The organism is Cellulosimicrobium sp. G4 BAM 1002 (assembly GCF_057126935.1).
Genome location: NZ_CP182109.1, coordinates 3943246 through 3958685, shown reverse-complemented (window position 1 = coordinate 3958685; position 15440 = coordinate 3943246). Strand labels below are relative to the sequence as shown.

Genomic DNA, 15440 nt, shown 5'->3' with positions numbered 1-15440 from the left:
ACCTGTTCTGTGCTGTGAAGCTCTCGTCGTGGTGCGCCGGGCAGGCGCGCCGAGAACCGCAGGTCTCGGCACGCCCGCCCGGCGCGTGCGGTGTCACACGAGCGGCGCGGGCCTCACTCGGCCGGCTCGAGCTGCGTGAGGATGAGCACCGCGGTCGGCTGCGTCGGGTCCGCGTTGATGTACGGGTCCTCGTCGCTCGGCCAGCCCACGTAGTTGCGCGTGTTGAACTCGGTGATGAAGGGCCGTGTGCCGATCGGCATCACCGGGACCTCGTCGACGAAGATCTTCTGGGCCGCGGCGACTGCGGCAGCACGGTCCTCGTCCGTCGTCGCGGCGAGGTAGGCGTCGAGCGCCGCCGTGGCCTCCGGGCTGTCGAAGCGGCCGAAGTTGTAGTCGACGGCCTCGCCGGCCGGCTTGAGCCAGCGGGCGTCCATCGTGTCGCTGTAGATGTCGTACGGCGTCGCGCCGGTCTCGGTCCAGTGCAGGATCGCGTCGAAGTCACCGGTGCCCTTGGCCGCCCACCAGGTGTCCTGGTCGGGCGTGTCGACGGTCGCCTCGACGCCGATGGCCTTGACGGACTCGGCGATGAGGCTGATGCCGGTCACGTAGTCGTTCCAGCCCTGCGGGACGCTGAGCGTGAAGGTGACGGGCTCGCCGTCGGGGTCGACGAGCGTGTCGCCGTCGAACGTGTAGCCGGCGTCCGTGAGGACCTTCTTGGCGCCGTCGACGTCGACCTCGTACTCCTCGCCCGCGTACTCGTCCGAGATGAACGGGTCGCCCGCGGGGGTGGGCAGGCCGGTGACGGACGTGAGCAGCGGGACGCCGCCCTCGCGGGCGATCTGCTGGTGCTGCTCTCGGTCGATGACCATGTTGACGGCCTTGCGGAAGCTCACGTCGTCGAACGGCTTCTTCGTGGTGTTGACGAACATCGCGTCGATCCCGAGGCCGGCGGGCGCCCAGTAGACGTTGTGCTCCGGGTCCTTGTCGACGTAGGCCGACTGGACGTTCGGCAGGAACGCCTGTGCCCAGTCCGCGTCGCCGTTGGCGAGCGCCGTGGTGAGCGCGCTGTTGTCGTTGTACGACACGTAGTACAGCGTCGGGACCGCGAGCTCGCCGCCCCAGTAGTCGTCGCGCGCGTCGAGCTGGACGCTCTCGGTGCTGAAGCTGGTCAGCGTGTACGGGCCGGTGCCGACGGGCTCGGGGTTGGTCTCCGTCGTCGGGTCCGCGACGTTCTCCCAGACGTGCTTCGGGACGACGAAGCGGTGCAGGACCTTGTCCTGCTTCGCGAACATCGGGGTGCTGAACGTCAGGGTGACGACGTCGCCCTCGGTCGCGACGCTCTTGAGCCCGAGGGCCGCGGTGTCGAGCGCCGGGGTGTCGATGAGGATCTGGTACGAGTAGGCGATGTCGTCGGCCGTGAGCTCCTGACCGTCGTTCCACGTCACGCCCTCGCGCGCCGTGAGCTGGACCGACGTGTAGTCCTCGGACCACGTGATCTCGGACGCGAGCCACGGGCGGACCTCGTCCGACGGGTTGACGACGTTGACGATGCCGACGGGCTCGTAGATCGCGTTGACGTACCCGAGCTTGAGCGCGGACGAGTCGCCGATCCACGGGTTGTTCGACTCGGTCGCGATCGCGCCGTCGGGCTTGGCGATGGTGAGGGCTGCACCCTCGCTGGGGGTGCTGCCCGAGTCGTCGTCGTTGCCGCCCGACGACGAGCAGCCGGTCAGCACGAGTGCTGTCGCGATGCCGAGGGCGATCGCGGAGGCCTTCAACCTCATGAGTCTCTCCTTCGAGAACGTCGACCCGGCGCGGTGCCGGGGCGGTGGAGCGGTACGGGTGCTGCGGAAGGTGCTGCGGGTGCGGAGCGCCGGGGGCGCGCCGGAGGGGACCGCGGCCGGGCTACTCCTGCTCGGTCGGGCGTGCTCGCACCTGGACCGCGGTGTCCAGGCGGAGGTCGTGGACGGAACGTCCCACCCGGACCCGGTACTCACCGGTGGGCAGGAGCCAGCGTGCGCCGCTCGTGTCCCACACCTCGAGCCGGCGGCGTGGGACGGTCACGGTGACGTCGGCGGAGCCACCCGCGACGACGTTGACGACGGCGAAGCCGCCGAGCCAGCGGACCGGACGGTCGCGCTCGGCGAGCGGTGCCGTCGCGGTGGTGGTGGGGGGCTCGAGGTAGACCTGCACGACCTCGCGCCCGTCGCGGCCACCGGTGTTGGTGACGCGGACGTGGAGGTCGAGGTCGCCGTCGGGCGTCCACGTGGGTCCGGCGACGGCGTCGTAGGACCACGTGGTCCAGCCGAGGCCGTGCCCGAAGGGCGCGGCGGGGACCGCGCCCGAGCGCTCCCACGCGCGGTAGCCGACGTGCACGCCGTCGGAGTACTCGACGAGCCCGTCGGCAGGGACGGCGTGCGGGACCGGGACGTCGTCCTCGGACGCCGGGAGCGTCCAGGGCAGCCGACCGGCCGGCTCGACGGCGCCCGCGAGGACGTCGGCGATGGAATGGCCGGCCTCCTGGCCGGGGAACCAGGCCCAGAGCACGGTGCGTGCGCGGTCGAGCCAGGGGAGCAGGACGGGCGCGCCCGCGTTGACCACGACGACGGCGTCCGGGTCGGCGTCGAGGACGCGCTCGACCAGCTCGTCCTGGCGGCCCGGCAGCGCGAGAGAGGTGCGGTCCCAGCCCTCGGACTCGACCTCCTCGTTGGTCCCGACGACGACCACGGTGAGGTCGGCCGCGCCCGCGGCAGCGACGGCGTCGGCGATCTCCTGCTCCGCGCTCGGCGCGGGAACCCGGTGGCGCAGCTCGGCCCGCACGAGGTTGCCGTAGCCCTGGGCGCGCGTGACGAGGAGCGACGCGCTGATCCGCACCAGACGCGGCTCCTCGATGTGCACGACGGCGGGGACGCCCGCGGGGTTGTTGATCGAGGAGTCGAGGATGACCTCGACGCCGGAGCGGCGGTCGTCCTGGGCGACGACGACGCCGTCGATCTCGATCGTGTGGCCGGGGACGGTCCCGACCTCGAGCGTGTGGTCGCCCGGCTCGTCGAGCCGGACGTCGACGTCGAGCACCACCGTGTCGACCTCGGCGGGGAGGTCGCGCAGGAACCCGTCCCAGCCGGGCAGGACGCTCTTGCGCAGCGTCGCGCCCTCGGCGTCGAGCCAGGTGACGCTCACGGCGGCGCCCTCGCCGCCCGGCGCGGCGCGGCCCACGACGTCGAGCCGCGGGGCGAACCGCCGCGCGTCGCCGCCACGGACCACCGTGAGCGCGGCGTCGGGCCAGCGGGCCGCGAGGCCCTCGGCGGGCGTGACGACGTGCGACGGGTTGACCGTCGAGCTGCCGCCGCCGAGGACGTGGGGGCGCACGGCGTTCGGGCCGACGAGCGCGATCGAGCGCGGCGCGGGTCGGTCCCAGACCGGGTTCTCAGTGTCGGTGCGCAGCGCGACCGTGGCGCGTGCCGCCGTCCGGCGGACGAGCTCAGGGAGGTCGCCGTCATAGGTGACCGGGCGCGCGGGCTCGTCGAGCGCGCCGACGCGGCGCGCGAGCAGGAGCAGGCGCGCGACCTTGTCGTCGACCTCGCGCTCGGGGACGCGGCCCTCCTCGACGGCACGCACGAGCGCGTCCTCCCACGGCCCGCCCGGGCCCGGCATGACGAGGTCGAGGCCGCCGTTCGCGGAGAGCTCGGTCGTGCGCGCCGCGACCCAGTCGGACACCACGGCGCCGTCGAACCCGAGCTCGCCCTTGAGGACGTCGGTGAGAAGGTGCCGGTGACCGGTCATGGGACCGGTCTCGACGCCGTCGTCCACCTGGTTGTACGCCGCCATGACGGACCAGGCGCCCGCGGCGACAGCGTCCTCGAACGGCGCGAGGTAGACCTCGCGCAGCACGCGCGGATCGACGTGCGAGACGTAGGAGGTGCGGTCGGTCTCGGAGTCGTTGGCGACGTAGTGCTTGACGCACGCCGCGACGCCCTGGTCCTGCAGCCCGCGGACGACGCCCGTGCCGATCTCGGCGGTGAGGTACGGGTCCTCCGAGTAGCACTCGAAGTGGCGGCCTCCGACGGGCGTGCGCTGGATGTTGACCTGCGGGGCGAGGACGACGTCGACGCCGTGGTCGCGGGCCTCGCGGGCGAACGCCCGGCCCGTCTCGTGCGCGACGTCGCGGTCCCACGTCGCACCGATTGCGCTGGGCGAGGGGAAGAGGATCGAGGTCTCGCCCTCCACCTCGCTCGTGCCGCGGACACCGACGGGCCCGTCGGACATGACGACAGGTCGCAGCCCGACCTCGTCCAGGGCGTGCAGGCGCCACATGGAGCTGCCGGTGAGGAGCCGGACCTTCTCGCGGAGCGCCAGTCCCTGCGCACGGGCGCGGAGGGAGTCGAGCTCCGCGGTGGCGGGCTCTCCCAGGGGGGACTGCGATGTCACGAACGTGCTCCTCGTCATCGAGCGGCTGTCGGGCGAGAACTTACCGTGCAGTCAGTAAGTTGGCAAGAATCTGCGTTTCCGCAGGTCAGATCGAGACCGGACCGTGATCTGGGCGTGCGAGAGCGCCGGTGGGCGTCGGAGCGTGCGTAGGATCGCCCCCTGACGGCACCGGTGCCGCGGACCACGACGAGGGAAGTGACCAGGCCCATGAGCACGAGCAGGCGACGCCCGGCGGTGCGCCAGGCGACGCTGCGCCGTCGCGAGGAGATCCTCAAGGCGGCCATGGCGACCTTCGGGAGCAAGGGCTACCACAACGGGCCGCTCACCGAGATCGCCGAGCAGGTCGACATGACCCACGCCGGGATCCTCCACCACTTCGGGTCCAAGGACCATCTGCTGCTCGAGGTGCTGCGCTACCGCGACGAGAGCGACGTCGCCGGCCTCGACGGGCAGCACATCCCCGGCGGCATCGACATGTTCCGCCACCTCGTCCGCACGGCGTTCCTCAACGCCCAGCGCGCCGGCATCGTGCAGGCGTACGCCGTGCTCTCCGCCGAGTCCGTGACCGACGACCACCCCGCGCGCGCCTTCTTCGAGGGTCGGTACCGGACCCTGCGCAGCGAGGCCGTCGACGCGTTCGAGGGCCTGTGCGCCGAGCGCGGCGTCGAGGTCCCCGCCACCGTGCGCCACGCGGCGGCGGCGATCCTCGCCGTGATGGACGGACTGCAGGTCCAGTGGTTGCTCGACCCGACCCAGGTCGACCTCGGCGAGGCGAGCGAGTTCGCGATCGAGGCGATCGTCGCGGCCGTCCTCGTGCCGCAGGCGTCACCGCTGGCCGACGTGGCGGAGGAGCGGACCTCGGTCCCCACCTGACTCGACCGTCGGCCCTGTCGCCGACCACGCGGGGCGGCCAGGATCGAGGGGTGCAGACCCTCGCGCAGGCCGTGGCCACCCACTCGGACGCGGCCCGGGCGAAGGTCGTGGCGACACGCAGGCCCGCGCGGTACGTGGTCTCCGCGATGCTCGCGGGGGCGTACGTCGGCGTCGGCGTCGTGCTCATGGTGGCGACGGCCGGGCCGTTCCTCGCCACCGGCTCCCCGGCCGAGCGGCTGGTCGCCGGAGGCGTGTTCGCCGCGGCGCTCACGCTCGTCGTCTTCGCCGGGGCCGAGCTCGCGACCTCCGCGATGATGATCCTCGCGCAGGGCGTGGCGACCCGGGCGACCCGCCTGCGCGACGCCGTCGCGACGCTCGCGCTGTGCCTCGCCGGCAACCTCGCCGGCTCGATGGTGTTCGCGTGGGCGGTCGTGCAGGCCGGCGTGCTGCGGTCCAACGCCGCGGCGGGCGAGATGGTCGCCACCATGCTGCGGGCGAAGGCGCACGAGACGGGCGGCGAGCTCTTCTTCCGGGGCGTGCTGTGCAACGTGCTCGTGTGCGCCGCGATCTGGGCGTGCGGACGCCTGCGCTCCGAGGCGGGCCGCGCGATCGTCGTGTTCTGGGCGGTCCTCGCGTTCATCGCGTCGGGCTTCGAGCACGTCGTGGCGAACATGACCACGTTCTCGCTCGGCCTCTTCGGCGGCCTCGGCCCGACGACGTGGGCCGAGTTCGCGCGCAACGTCACCTGGGTCGGGCTCGGCAACCTCGTCGGCGGCGCCGTCGTGGTCGGGCTGGGGTACGTCGTCGTCGCCGGACCGACGACGAGGGCGGTGGCGGAGGTCGGGGTGCGCGGGTCGTGGTGGGCGTGGCGGGAGCCCGCGAGGGACGAGCGGGCGGATGGTAGACCCGCGGACCCCGACCGCAGCCACCACCCGACCTGACGCCGGTCGTCCGCCCGGATGCCGGGACGGGCTTGGCCGCACCGCGGGGCCCGTGCGTATCATCGATCGACCCACAAGCACCCGGCGGGCCGTTGAGACAGACGGAGGCCGGCGACAGATGGAGCAAGCACGTGGCACTTGTCGTGCAGAAGTACGGCGGTTCGTCGGTATCGGACGCCGAGAGCATCAAGCGGGTGGCCAAGCGCATCGCCGAGGCGAAGCGGGCAGGGAACGACGTCGTGGTCGTCGTCTCCGCGATGGGCGACACGACGGACGAGCTCATCGACCTCGCGCAGCAGGTCACCCCCCTCCCGCCCCAGCGTGAGATGGACATCCTTCTCACCGCCGGCGAGCGCATCTCGATGTCGCTGCTCGCGATGGCGATCAACAGCCTGGGCGTCAAGGCGAAGTCGTTCACCGGCCAGCAGGCCGGCGTCATCACCGACGCCGTGCACGGCAAGGCGCGCATCGTCGACGTCGTCCCGCACCGCATCCGGGAGACGGTCGAGCGCGGGCAGGTCGCGATCGTCGCCGGGTTCCAGGGTGTCACCGAGTCGACCAACGACGTGACGACGCTCGGCCGCGGAGGGTCAGACACGACCGCCGTGGCGCTCGCGGCCGGCCTCGACGCGGACGTGTGCGAGATCTACACCGACGTCGACGGCGTGTTCACCGCCGACCCGCGGATCGTGCCGAGCGCGCGCAAGATCGACCGCATCACGTACGAGGAGATGCTCGAGATGGCGGCCAGCGGCGCGAAGGTCCTCGCGCTGCGCTGCGTCGAGTACGGCCGCCGGTACGGCGTGCCGATCCACGTGCGCTCGTCGTTCTCCGGCAAGGAGGGCACGTTCGTCAGCGCGGACGCGTACACCTCCGCGCACCCGACCCCCACCCCCGGAAGCACCTCCGCAGACCTCCCCGAGGAGACCGTCATGGAAGCCCCGATCATCTCCGGCGTCGCGCACGACCGCAGCGAGGCCAAGATCACGGTCGTCGGCGTGCCCGACGTGCCGGGCACCGCAGCGCGCATCTTCGAGGTCGTCGCGGGCTCGGGCGTGAACATCGACATGATCGTGCAGAACGTGTCGGTCGCCCGGACCGGGCTGACGGACATCTCGTTCTCCCTCCCCGAGGGTGACGGCCCCGCCGCGATGTCCGCGCTCACCGCGCTGCAGGGTGAGATCGGGTTCGGCTCCCTGCAGTTCGACGACCAGATCGGCAAGCTCTCGCTCGTCGGCGCGGGCATGAAGTCGCACCCCGGCGTCTCCGCAAAGCTGTTCGGCGCCCTGCGCGACGCGGGCATCAACATCGAGATGATCTCGACGTCGGAGATCCGCATCTCCGTCGTGACCCGTGAGGACTCGCTCGACGACGCCGTGCGCGCCGTGCACACCGCGTTCGAGCTCGACACCGCCGACGGCGAGGCCGTCGTCTACGCCGGCACCGGCCGCTGAGAGGACTGACCCCATGAGCACCGAGTACGCCCAGGGCCTGAACGTCGCCGTCGTCGGCGCGACCGGCCAGGTCGGCGCGGTCATGCGCCGCCTGCTCGACGAGCGTGACCTCCCGGTCGCGAGCATCCGCTACTTCGCGTCCGCCCGGTCCGCCGGGTCGACGCTCCCGTGGCGCGGGACCGACGTCGTCGTGGAGGACGTCGCCGCGACGTCCACGGACGACCTGCGCGGGATCGACGTCGCGCTGTTCTCCGCGGGCGGCGCCACGTCGAAGGCGCAGGCCGAGCGCTTCGCCGCGGCCGGCGCCGTCGTCATCGACAACTCGTCCGCGTGGCGCATGGACCCCGACGTGCCGCTCGTCGTGTCGGAGGTCAACCCCGGTGCGCTGCGCGAGGCCCGCAAGGGCATCATCGCGAACCCGAACTGCACGACCATGGCCGCGATGCCGGTGCTCAAGCCGCTCGCGGACGAGGCCGGGCTCGAGCGACTGATCGTCGCGACGTACCAGGCCGTGTCCGGTGCCGGGCTCGCCGGGGCCGAGGAGCTGCGCGCCCAGGCGGTCGCGGGAGCCGCGGCGGAGGGTGACGGCGCCGGGCTCGTCGGGCTCGTGCACGACGGCGGAGCGGTCGCCTTCCCGGCGGCGTCCGTCTTCCCGCGCACCGTCGCGTTCAACGTCGTCCCGCTCGCGGGGTCGATCGTCGACGACGGGCTCGAGGAGACCGACGAGGAGAAGAAGCTCCGCAACGAGTCGCGCAAGATCCTCGGCCTGCCGGAGCTGGCCGTCGCCGGCACGTGCGTGCGTGTCCCCGTCTTCACCGGCCACTCGCTGTCGATCCATGCCGAGTTCGGCGCGGCGATCACGCCCGACCGGGCGCGCGAGATCCTGGCCTCCGCGCCCGGCGTCGCGCTCTCGGACGTGCCGAACCCCCTCGAGGCGGCCGGCCAGGACCCGTCGTTCGTGGGCCGCATCCGCACCGACCAGTCCGTCCCCGGCGGCCGGGGGCTCGTGCTGTTCGTCTCGAACGACAACCTGCGCAAGGGCGCCGCGCTCAACGCGGTCCAGCTCGCCGAGCTCGTCGCGGCCGACCTCGACGGCGTCCGCGCCGCGTTCGTCGGGGCCGTGGAGCCCGCGTCCGCCTGAACGCGGGCGCGACGCACCCCGAGAGCGCGAGCGAGGGCCCTGGTCACCGACCGGGGCCCTCGCTCGTCCAGGGAAGCCCCGGCACGTGCGGCATCGCGAGCAGGTGGCGTCTCAGCGCTGGTCCTCGACCAGGCGTGCCATGTTCTCGCCGTCCGCGAGGCCGACGATGTTGCCGGCCGGGTCGGTGAACCAGGCTCCGTCGCCGCCTTCCATGAACCCGCGGACGATCCCCTTCTCGTCCTGGTCGAACCCGTCGTACCGCTCGAACGTCACGCCCTTCGCGGCGAGCTCGTCGACGACGTCGTCGACGTCGTCGACCGTGAGGTGCATGACCGTGAAGGCGGCCGGCCGGTGGTCCTCCTTCGGGTAGACGAACACGTCCGATCCGCCGCCGAGGTGCAGCACGAGCCCGTTCCCGTCGTCGAGTGCCGTGACCCGGAGCCCGAGGGTGTTCGCGTAGAACGCGCGCGCCGCGTCCAGGTCGTCTGCCGAGAAGCTGGAGAACCCGCGCCGAATGGTGACCATCGCTGCCTCACTCCTTCGTGACGCCGGCGACCGTACGGCGTGACCCGCCGTGGGCGCCGGATCCCTCCAGGCTCCCACCGTGGGGCGGCGGTGGACACCCCTGGCGTGGATGAACTCAGGGAGCGCTGCGCGTCCCGAGCGTCGGAGCGAGGATCCACAGGGCGGCCGCAGCGAGGAGGTGCCACGCCGCGTGGCCCTGGAGCGTCGCACCGATCGTGCCGTCCACGTCGCACAGCGGCCAGCCCGGCCGGGTGAGCGTGCCGATCGTCCCGCCGACGGCGAGCAGCACGAGCGCGACGACCGTAGGCCGCCGGACAGCGGGCCGTCGCCAGCCGCGGAGGGCGCTCGTCCCGACGGCGGTGACGGCCGCGGCGACCTGGGCCGCGGTCGACACCGGGACCGAGAGTGCGGCGAGGGCCGCGCCCAGCAGGGTGGGGGCGAGCCACCACCAGGTCCGCAGCCGTCGTCCGGTGAGGTCCGCGACGGCGTCGGCGGCGACCAGCGCGAGCGCGCCCAGCAGCGGCGGGTCGTGGACGACCGGGTTCCACGCAGGTGACGGTCCGTGCTGGACGACGGATCCCACGCCGATCAGGACGACCAGCACGCCGAACGTGAGCCGGACGCCGGTGGCCGCTGCGCCGTCGGGCGGGGCGGGCGAGGTGCCCGACGGCGTCCCCGGGCGGGCGCGGAGCGCCGCCACCACGATCGCGACGCCCGCGACGACGAACGCGAGGCTCGTCCATGTGCTCAGTGGCTCGGCCCACGGCGTCCCGCCTGCGAGCTCGCATGCTCCGTCCACGCCGCCTCCCGCGAGGTAGGACCGTCACCTACCAGAGTTCTCCCTCGGCAAAGGTCTTGCGCGACGATCAGCATCTGTGGTTCATTAGTGGAGTAATGAACCACCGAACGCGTCAACCGCGAGAGGATGTGGCCCATGTTCGACGGACCTGAGCCCATCTATCTCCAGATCGCGCAGATGATCCGGGCGCAGGTGCTCGCGGGCGAGCTCGCGGAGGAGGAGCAGGTCATGTCGACCACGCAGTTCGCGACGACGTTCCGCATCAACCCGGCGACCGCCGCCAAGGCGTTCGCCGGCCTCGTCGACGAGGGAGTGCTCTACAAGCGGCGGGGCCTCGGCATGTTCGTCGCGCCCGGTGCCCGCGAGAAGCTCCTCGCCGACCACCGCGCCCGGTTCTTCGACGAGGTGCTCGCTCCCGCGCTCGCGCAGGCGGACCTCCTCGACATCCCGACGGCCGAGATCGTGGACTACGTCCTCGGTCGACCGCGTCCCGACGCCGGACCGGGCAGCCCGACCGGGTCCGACCCCGGCACCGGCCCGACCACCGACCCCACCCCGAGGTGAGACCCGTGACCGCCCGGCCCACCAGCCAGCCCACCCGCCGTCCCGCCGGCCGCCCCACGACGGCCGCCGCCACCGCCCCCGAGCCGTTCGGCGCCGAGCTCCGCGACGTCGTCGTGCGGTACTCCCGTGACGACGACCCCGCGCTCGACGGCGTCACCCTGACCGTGCGACCCGGCGTCATCACCGGTCTGCTCGGCCGCAACGGCGCGGGCAAGACGACGCTCGCCGCCCTGCTCGCGGCGCTCCGTCGGCCCACGGCAGGGGAGGTCCTCGTCGGTCCTGAGGGCGCCCTCGAGGACCCGTTCGAGAACGTCTGGGCGACCATGCACACCCAGCTCGTCCGGGAGAGCGGCGACGTGTGGGAGACGGACAAGGCGAAGGACACGCTCGCGTACTACGCGGACCTGCGCCCGCACTGGGACGCCGGGCTCGCGGAGCGACTCCTCGACGTCTTCGAGGTCGACGTCCGGAAGAAGCCGGCCGAGATGTCGCGGGGCAGGCGCTCGGCGCTCGGCGCGGTCATCGGTCTCGCGTCCCGGGCACCGCTGACGATCTTCGACGAGGTCTACCTCGGCATGGACGCACCGAGCCGGTACGCGTTCTACGACGCCGTCGTGTCCGACTACACCGAGCACCCCCGCACGATCGTGCTGTCGAGCCACCTCATCAGCGAGGTCGAGCGCCTCTTCGAGGACGTCGTGATCATCGACCGGGGCCGCGTGCTCCTCGCCGAGAACGCCGACGACGTCCGCTCGCGCGGCGTCAGCCTCACCGGGCCCACCGACGTCGTCGAGCGGCACGCCGCCGGTCGCGAGGTGCTCGCGCGCCAGCAGCTCGGCGGCACGTCCCAGGTGACGCTCTTCGGCACCTTCGTCGACGGCGAGCGTGCGGCGGCCGTCGAGGCGGGGCTCGAGGTCGGCGCGGTGCCCGTGCAGGACCTCTTCGTCCACCTCACACGCAAGGACCGCCCCGGCACCGGAGCCGACACGGAGGAGGCACGATGACCGCCACGACCCAGCGCACCGCGGAGCGTCGCGCGGTGGAGTCCGCGGCCCACCGACGGGGCGTGCGCGCGGTCGCGTGGTACTACATCGGCGGCACGTGGTACGTCGGCGTGTGGTTCTGGGCCATCGCGATCGCCGTAGGCGCGCTCGTGCTGTGGATCATGCGGATCAACGACGACATCGACGTCACGGCGGTCGGCGGGGTCGCGGGATCTGCGAGGTTCTTCCTCTTCGTGATGGGCATCCTCCTGCCGCTGATGACCATCGGGGTGCACGTCGCCGCCGGTGGCACGCGGCGGTCGTACACCCAGGGCCTGTGGATCGGCGCGGTCGTCTCCGGAGTGACCTTCGGGGTCGCCTCCGGGCTCATCCACTGGGGCTCGTGGTGGCTCTTCCGGAGCAACGGGTGGCCGGTCGAGCCCGCCACGTCCCAGCTCTTCACCGACGGTTCGCAGGTGCCGCTCGTGATGCTCGTGGAGGGCCTCGCGTGCGCCGTCTACTACCTGGCGGGCATGGTCATCGCCGCCGGGTTCTACGGGTACGGCTTCGTCCGCGGGGTGCTGCTCGTCCTCGCCGCGCTGGTCCCGGTCGTCCTCGCGGAGGTCTTCCTCCGTTCCGGCTACTTCGGCGACGCCCTCGCGGGCCTCGTCGGCCTCGACGACACCCCCGTCTGGCTCGCCGCGCTCGGCGGGCTCGTCGGGATCGTGCTCGCCGCACTGCTTCTCCGCGCCGTCTTCCGGGCCGCCCCGATCCGACCGGTCGGCTGGGCCGCGAGCGCGAGCGGCTGACCCCGCACCACCACACACCGACCGTCACCGTCCGACCGGACGGCGCGCCGCGCCGCCCGTGGGTGCCGCACACCCTCAAGGAGACCACGATGAGCACCGCACCATCCCCCGCCGGGGGGACGACCACCACCTCGACCGACACCGCGGCCACGCCGTCGCGCGTCCTGCCCGACGGCGGGGCGCCCGTCGTCGAGGTCCGGAACCTCCGCAAGACCTACCCGGGCCCGAAGGGCGCCACCGAGCGCAAGGTCGCCGTCGAGGACGTGAGCTTCTCGATCGCGCCCGGCGAGATCTTCGGCATCCTCGGTCCCAACGGCGCCGGGAAGACGACGACCGTCGAGTGCCTCGCCGGGCTGCGCGAGGCCGACGGCGGCACGGTCCGCGTGCTCGGCGTCGACCCGCAGGCGGACCCGGCGGCCGTGCGCGGCGCGGTCGGGGTCCAGCTCCAGGAGGCCGCGCTCAACGAGAAGATCACGGTCGACGAGGCGCTGCGGCTCTTCGCCTCGTTCTACGAGTCGCCGGCCGACATCGAGGAGCTGCTCGACCTGCTCGACCTCGCCGAGCACCGCGGCGTCGCGTTCGCGAAGCTCTCGGGAGGTCAGAAGCAGCGCCTGTCGATCGCGCTCGCGCTCGTCGGGAACCCGCGCGTCGCGATCCTCGACGAGCTGACGACGGGTCTCGACCCCGCCGCGCGCCGCGCGACGTGGGAGCTCGTGGAGCGCGTGCGCGACCGTGGGGTGACCATCCTGCTCGTCACGCACTTCATGGACGAGGCGGAACGGCTGTGCGACCGGCTCGTCATCATCGACCACGGCCGCGTGGTCGCGCACGGCACGCCCGCGGAGCTCATCGACACCGTCGACACCTCGCGTGTCGTCCGGCTCCGCGTCCCCGCGGCGGACCACGACCTCGCCCTCCACACGCTCGCCGGTCTGGCGGACGTCGAGCGGGTCGAGGTGACCGGCGACGAGATCGAGGTGACGGGCTCGCGACGGGTGCTGCTCGCCGTCGTGCTCGCGCTCGCGGAGCACGAGATCGTGCCCGACGACGTCCGGACCGTCTCCCGGTCGCTGGAGGACGTGTTCGTGGCCGTCACCGGCCGGACGTACGACCACGCCGCGGGCACCGCGGCCGCACCCGAGGGAGCCTCCCGATGACCGCCGCGACGACGACCCTGACCCGCACCGCGCCCGCCCGCTCCGGATGGCGGGGGTTCGGGACCCTCCTGCAGACCGAGGCCCGACTGTTCCTGCGCGACCGCACGGCCGTCTTCTTCGCGCTCGTCTTCCCCACGGTCCTGCTCGTGGGCGTCGGGTTCGCGATCCCGGGGATGCGGGAGCCGATCACGGGGATGGGGGAGCCGTGGGACGGGCTGACGGCGATCGCGACCTACCTGCCGATCGTCCTCGCCGCCGCGGTCGCGACGCCCGCGCTCACCACGATGCCGGTGACCTTCGCCACGGCACGGGAGAAGGGGCTGCTCCGCCGGCTGTCGACGACCCCGATGCGGCCGCAGGGCATCGTCGTCGCCCACCTGCTCATCAACCTCGGCGCGATCGCGGTGTCCGCCGTCCTCGCACTCGTCGTCGGCCAGGTCGTCTTCGGACTCGCCGCACCCGAGAGCCCGCTGACGGTCGTGCTGGCCTTCGCGCTCACGGTCCTGTCCATGCTCTCGCTCGGCATGGTCGTCGCGGCGGTCGCGGCCAAGGGGAGCACCGCGTCGGCGATCGGGAACCTCGTGTACTTCCCGATGCTCTTCCTCTCGGGCATGTGGACCCCGGGTCCGATCATGCCCGACATCGTGCGGGACATCGGGCAGTTCTCGCCGCTCGGAGCCGCCGCACAGGCGATGTCCGAGGGCTGGTTCGGGACGGAGCTCCCGACGCTGCAGCTCGTCGTGATGGCGGTCTGGACCGCCGTCCTCCTCCCGCTCGCCGTGAGGCTGTTCCGCTGGAGCTGACGACCGGAGGCCGACGCTCAGATCGCCCGCGAGCCCGTCTCGCGGGCGATCTGGGCGAACGCGCGCACCTCGGGGGTCTCGCGCTCCCGCAGCCACGCCAGGATCCACTCGGTGTCGGGGACGTCGGCGATCGGCACGTAGACCACGCCCGGGTGCGAGTAGTAGCGCAGCACGTGGGCGTTGAGCGGCGTGACGGCCTCGCCGGAGGCGACCGCCGTCAGCACCTCGTGGAACGACCGGGCCACGGGCCCCCGCAGCACGGCGCGGCCCGACGGCGTCCGGCGGGGGATCATCGCCTCCTCCCAGTACCCGGGGACGGCGGTACCCACGTCCACCACGGTGTGGTCTCCGAGGACCTCGATCGACACCGCGTCCTCGCCCGCGAGCGCGTGCCCCGCGGCGACGGCCAGCACGCGGCCCTCCGTGAGCACGCGAGGCCCGACCACGACGTCCGGCTCGCGGACGGGTGCCCACGTCACCTGCACGTCGGCCTCGTCGCCGCGGAGCGCGCCGAACGGGTCGGAGAAGTGGAACTCGCGCTGCTCGACCGAGCACCCTGGGTGGCGCTCCCTGAAGGCCCTCACCACCGGAAGCATCTCGTGGCCGACGATCCCCATGGCCGCGAGCCGCAGCGTCCCGGTCGGGCGCTCGCCCGTGCGGCTCGCGGCGGCGAGTCCCGACTGGATGAGCTCGTAGCCCTGGCGCAGGTCGTCGCGCAGCCGCGCGCCCACGGGCGTCAGCTCGACGCGCCGGCTCGTGCGCTCGAACAGCACCGTGCCCATGCGGCGCTCCTGGCGGCTGATGGCCTGGCTCACGCGCGCGGTGGAGACGTGGAGCCGTTCGGCCGTCCGCCCGAAGTGCAGCTCGTCGGCCAGCGTCAGGAAGATCTCGATGTCCCGCAGGTCCACCCGTCACCTCTCGTCCCTCTTCCCGGGGTCGTCGTCCCGGGGCCATCGTTCACCT

14 protein-coding genes are annotated in these 15440 nt (G+C 72.8%); 9 read left to right on the top strand and 5 right to left on the bottom strand.

All coding sequences use genetic code 11. The features are described 5' to 3' along the window. Positions 1-113 precede the first annotated feature (113 nt). On the bottom strand, positions 114-1784 hold the full coding sequence (locus tag ACMXGY_RS17585) for an ABC transporter substrate-binding protein (protein ID WP_483774262.1): 1671 nt from the start codon (positions 1782-1784) through the stop codon (positions 114-116). 121 nt (positions 1785-1905) lie between these two features. Then, a complete protein-coding gene (locus ACMXGY_RS17580; protein ID WP_483774261.1) occupies positions 1906-4428 on the bottom strand; it encodes a beta-glucosidase in 2523 nt (840 codons plus the stop codon). A gap of 207 nt (positions 4429-4635) precedes the next feature. On the opposite strand from ACMXGY_RS17580, the gene ACMXGY_RS17575 reads away from it, so the two are divergent. The 4 genes from ACMXGY_RS17575 (at position 4636) to ACMXGY_RS17560 (ending at position 8837) form a co-directional block, all read left to right on the top strand. Further along, the gene (locus ACMXGY_RS17575; RefSeq protein WP_483774260.1) at positions 4636-5301 is read left to right on the top strand and encodes a TetR/AcrR family transcriptional regulator; all 666 of its coding nucleotides are present in this window, start codon (positions 4636-4638) and stop codon (positions 5299-5301) included. Positions 5302-5351: 50 nt separating this feature from the next. Continuing rightward, a complete protein-coding gene (locus ACMXGY_RS17570; protein ID WP_483774259.1) occupies positions 5352-6242 on the top strand; it encodes a formate/nitrite transporter family protein in 891 nt (296 codons plus the stop codon). Positions 6243-6373: 131 nt separating this feature from the next. After that, entirely contained in the window at positions 6374-7696 is a 1323-nt protein-coding gene (locus ACMXGY_RS17565; protein WP_483774258.1) for an aspartate kinase, read from the top strand. A 13-nt stretch (positions 7697-7709) separates the two neighbouring features. Next, positions 7710-8837, top strand: a complete 1128-nt coding sequence (locus ACMXGY_RS17560; protein WP_483774257.1) for an aspartate-semialdehyde dehydrogenase — start codon at positions 7710-7712, stop codon at positions 8835-8837. A 111-nt stretch (positions 8838-8948) separates the two neighbouring features. Here the strand turns inward: ACMXGY_RS17560 and ACMXGY_RS17555 are convergent, their stop codons facing one another. Further along, positions 8949-9362: a VOC family protein gene (locus ACMXGY_RS17555; RefSeq protein WP_483774256.1), complete on the bottom strand. Its 414-nt coding sequence runs from the start codon at positions 9360-9362 to the stop codon at positions 8949-8951. Positions 9363-9477: 115 nt separating this feature from the next. Next, entirely contained in the window at positions 9478-10161 is a 684-nt protein-coding gene (locus ACMXGY_RS17550) for a hypothetical protein (RefSeq protein WP_483774255.1), read from the bottom strand. 135 nt (positions 10162-10296) lie between these two features. On the opposite strand from ACMXGY_RS17550, the gene ACMXGY_RS17545 reads away from it, so the two are divergent. From ACMXGY_RS17545 to ACMXGY_RS17525, 5 genes are all read left to right on the top strand, one after another. Continuing rightward, entirely contained in the window at positions 10297-10725 is a 429-nt protein-coding gene (locus ACMXGY_RS17545) for a GntR family transcriptional regulator (RefSeq protein ID WP_483774254.1), read from the top strand. A 5-nt stretch (positions 10726-10730) separates the two neighbouring features. Continuing rightward, positions 10731-11729, top strand: a complete 999-nt coding sequence (locus ACMXGY_RS17540; RefSeq protein WP_483774253.1) for an ATP-binding cassette domain-containing protein — start codon at positions 10731-10733, stop codon at positions 11727-11729. Beyond that, on the top strand, positions 11726-12517 hold the full coding sequence (locus ACMXGY_RS17535) for a hypothetical protein (RefSeq protein ID WP_483774252.1): 792 nt from the start codon (positions 11726-11728) through the stop codon (positions 12515-12517). The genes ACMXGY_RS17540 and ACMXGY_RS17535 overlap by 4 nt, the downstream gene beginning before the upstream one ends. Positions 12518-12606: 89 nt before the next feature. After that, positions 12607-13674, top strand: coding sequence for an ABC transporter ATP-binding protein (locus tag ACMXGY_RS17530; RefSeq protein ID WP_483774251.1), 1068 nt, complete (start codon positions 12607-12609; stop codon positions 13672-13674). Next, positions 13671-14477 carry an ABC transporter permease gene (locus tag ACMXGY_RS17525; protein ID WP_483774250.1) on the top strand — a complete coding sequence of 269 codons (807 nt, stop codon included), beginning with the start codon at positions 13671-13673 and terminating at the stop codon, positions 14475-14477. Before ACMXGY_RS17530 ends, ACMXGY_RS17525 begins: the two co-directional genes overlap by 4 nt. Before the next feature lie 17 nt (positions 14478-14494). Here the strand turns inward: ACMXGY_RS17525 and ACMXGY_RS17520 are convergent, their stop codons facing one another. Then, positions 14495-15385 (bottom strand): LysR family transcriptional regulator, encoded by an 891-nt coding sequence (locus tag ACMXGY_RS17520; protein ID WP_483774249.1) that lies wholly within the window; start codon positions 15383-15385, stop codon positions 14495-14497. Positions 15386-15440 lie beyond the last annotated feature (55 nt).

Bases quoted from the DNA above. Each gene is read 5' to 3' on its own strand.
- ACMXGY_RS17585 (WP_483774262.1), bottom strand. From the start codon at position 1,784: ATGAGGTTGAAGGCCTCCGCGATCGCCCTCGGCATCGCGACAGCACTC.
- ACMXGY_RS17575 (WP_483774260.1), top strand. From the start codon at position 4,636: ATGAGCACGAGCAGGCGACGCCCGGCGGTGCGCCAGGCGACGCTGCGC.
- ACMXGY_RS17560 (WP_483774257.1), top strand. From the start codon at position 7,710: ATGAGCACCGAGTACGCCCAGGGCCTGAACGTCGCCGTCGTCGGCGCG.
- ACMXGY_RS17555 (WP_483774256.1), bottom strand. From the start codon at position 9,362: ATGGTCACCATTCGGCGCGGGTTCTCCAGCTTCTCGGCAGACGACCTG.
- ACMXGY_RS17545 (WP_483774254.1), top strand. From the start codon at position 10,297: ATGTTCGACGGACCTGAGCCCATCTATCTCCAGATCGCGCAGATGATC.
- ACMXGY_RS17535 (WP_483774252.1), top strand. From the start codon at position 11,726: ATGACCGCCACGACCCAGCGCACCGCGGAGCGTCGCGCGGTGGAGTCC.
- ACMXGY_RS17530 (WP_483774251.1), top strand. From the start codon at position 12,607: ATGAGCACCGCACCATCCCCCGCCGGGGGGACGACCACCACCTCGACC.
- ACMXGY_RS17525 (WP_483774250.1), top strand. From the start codon at position 13,671: ATGACCGCCGCGACGACGACCCTGACCCGCACCGCGCCCGCCCGCTCC.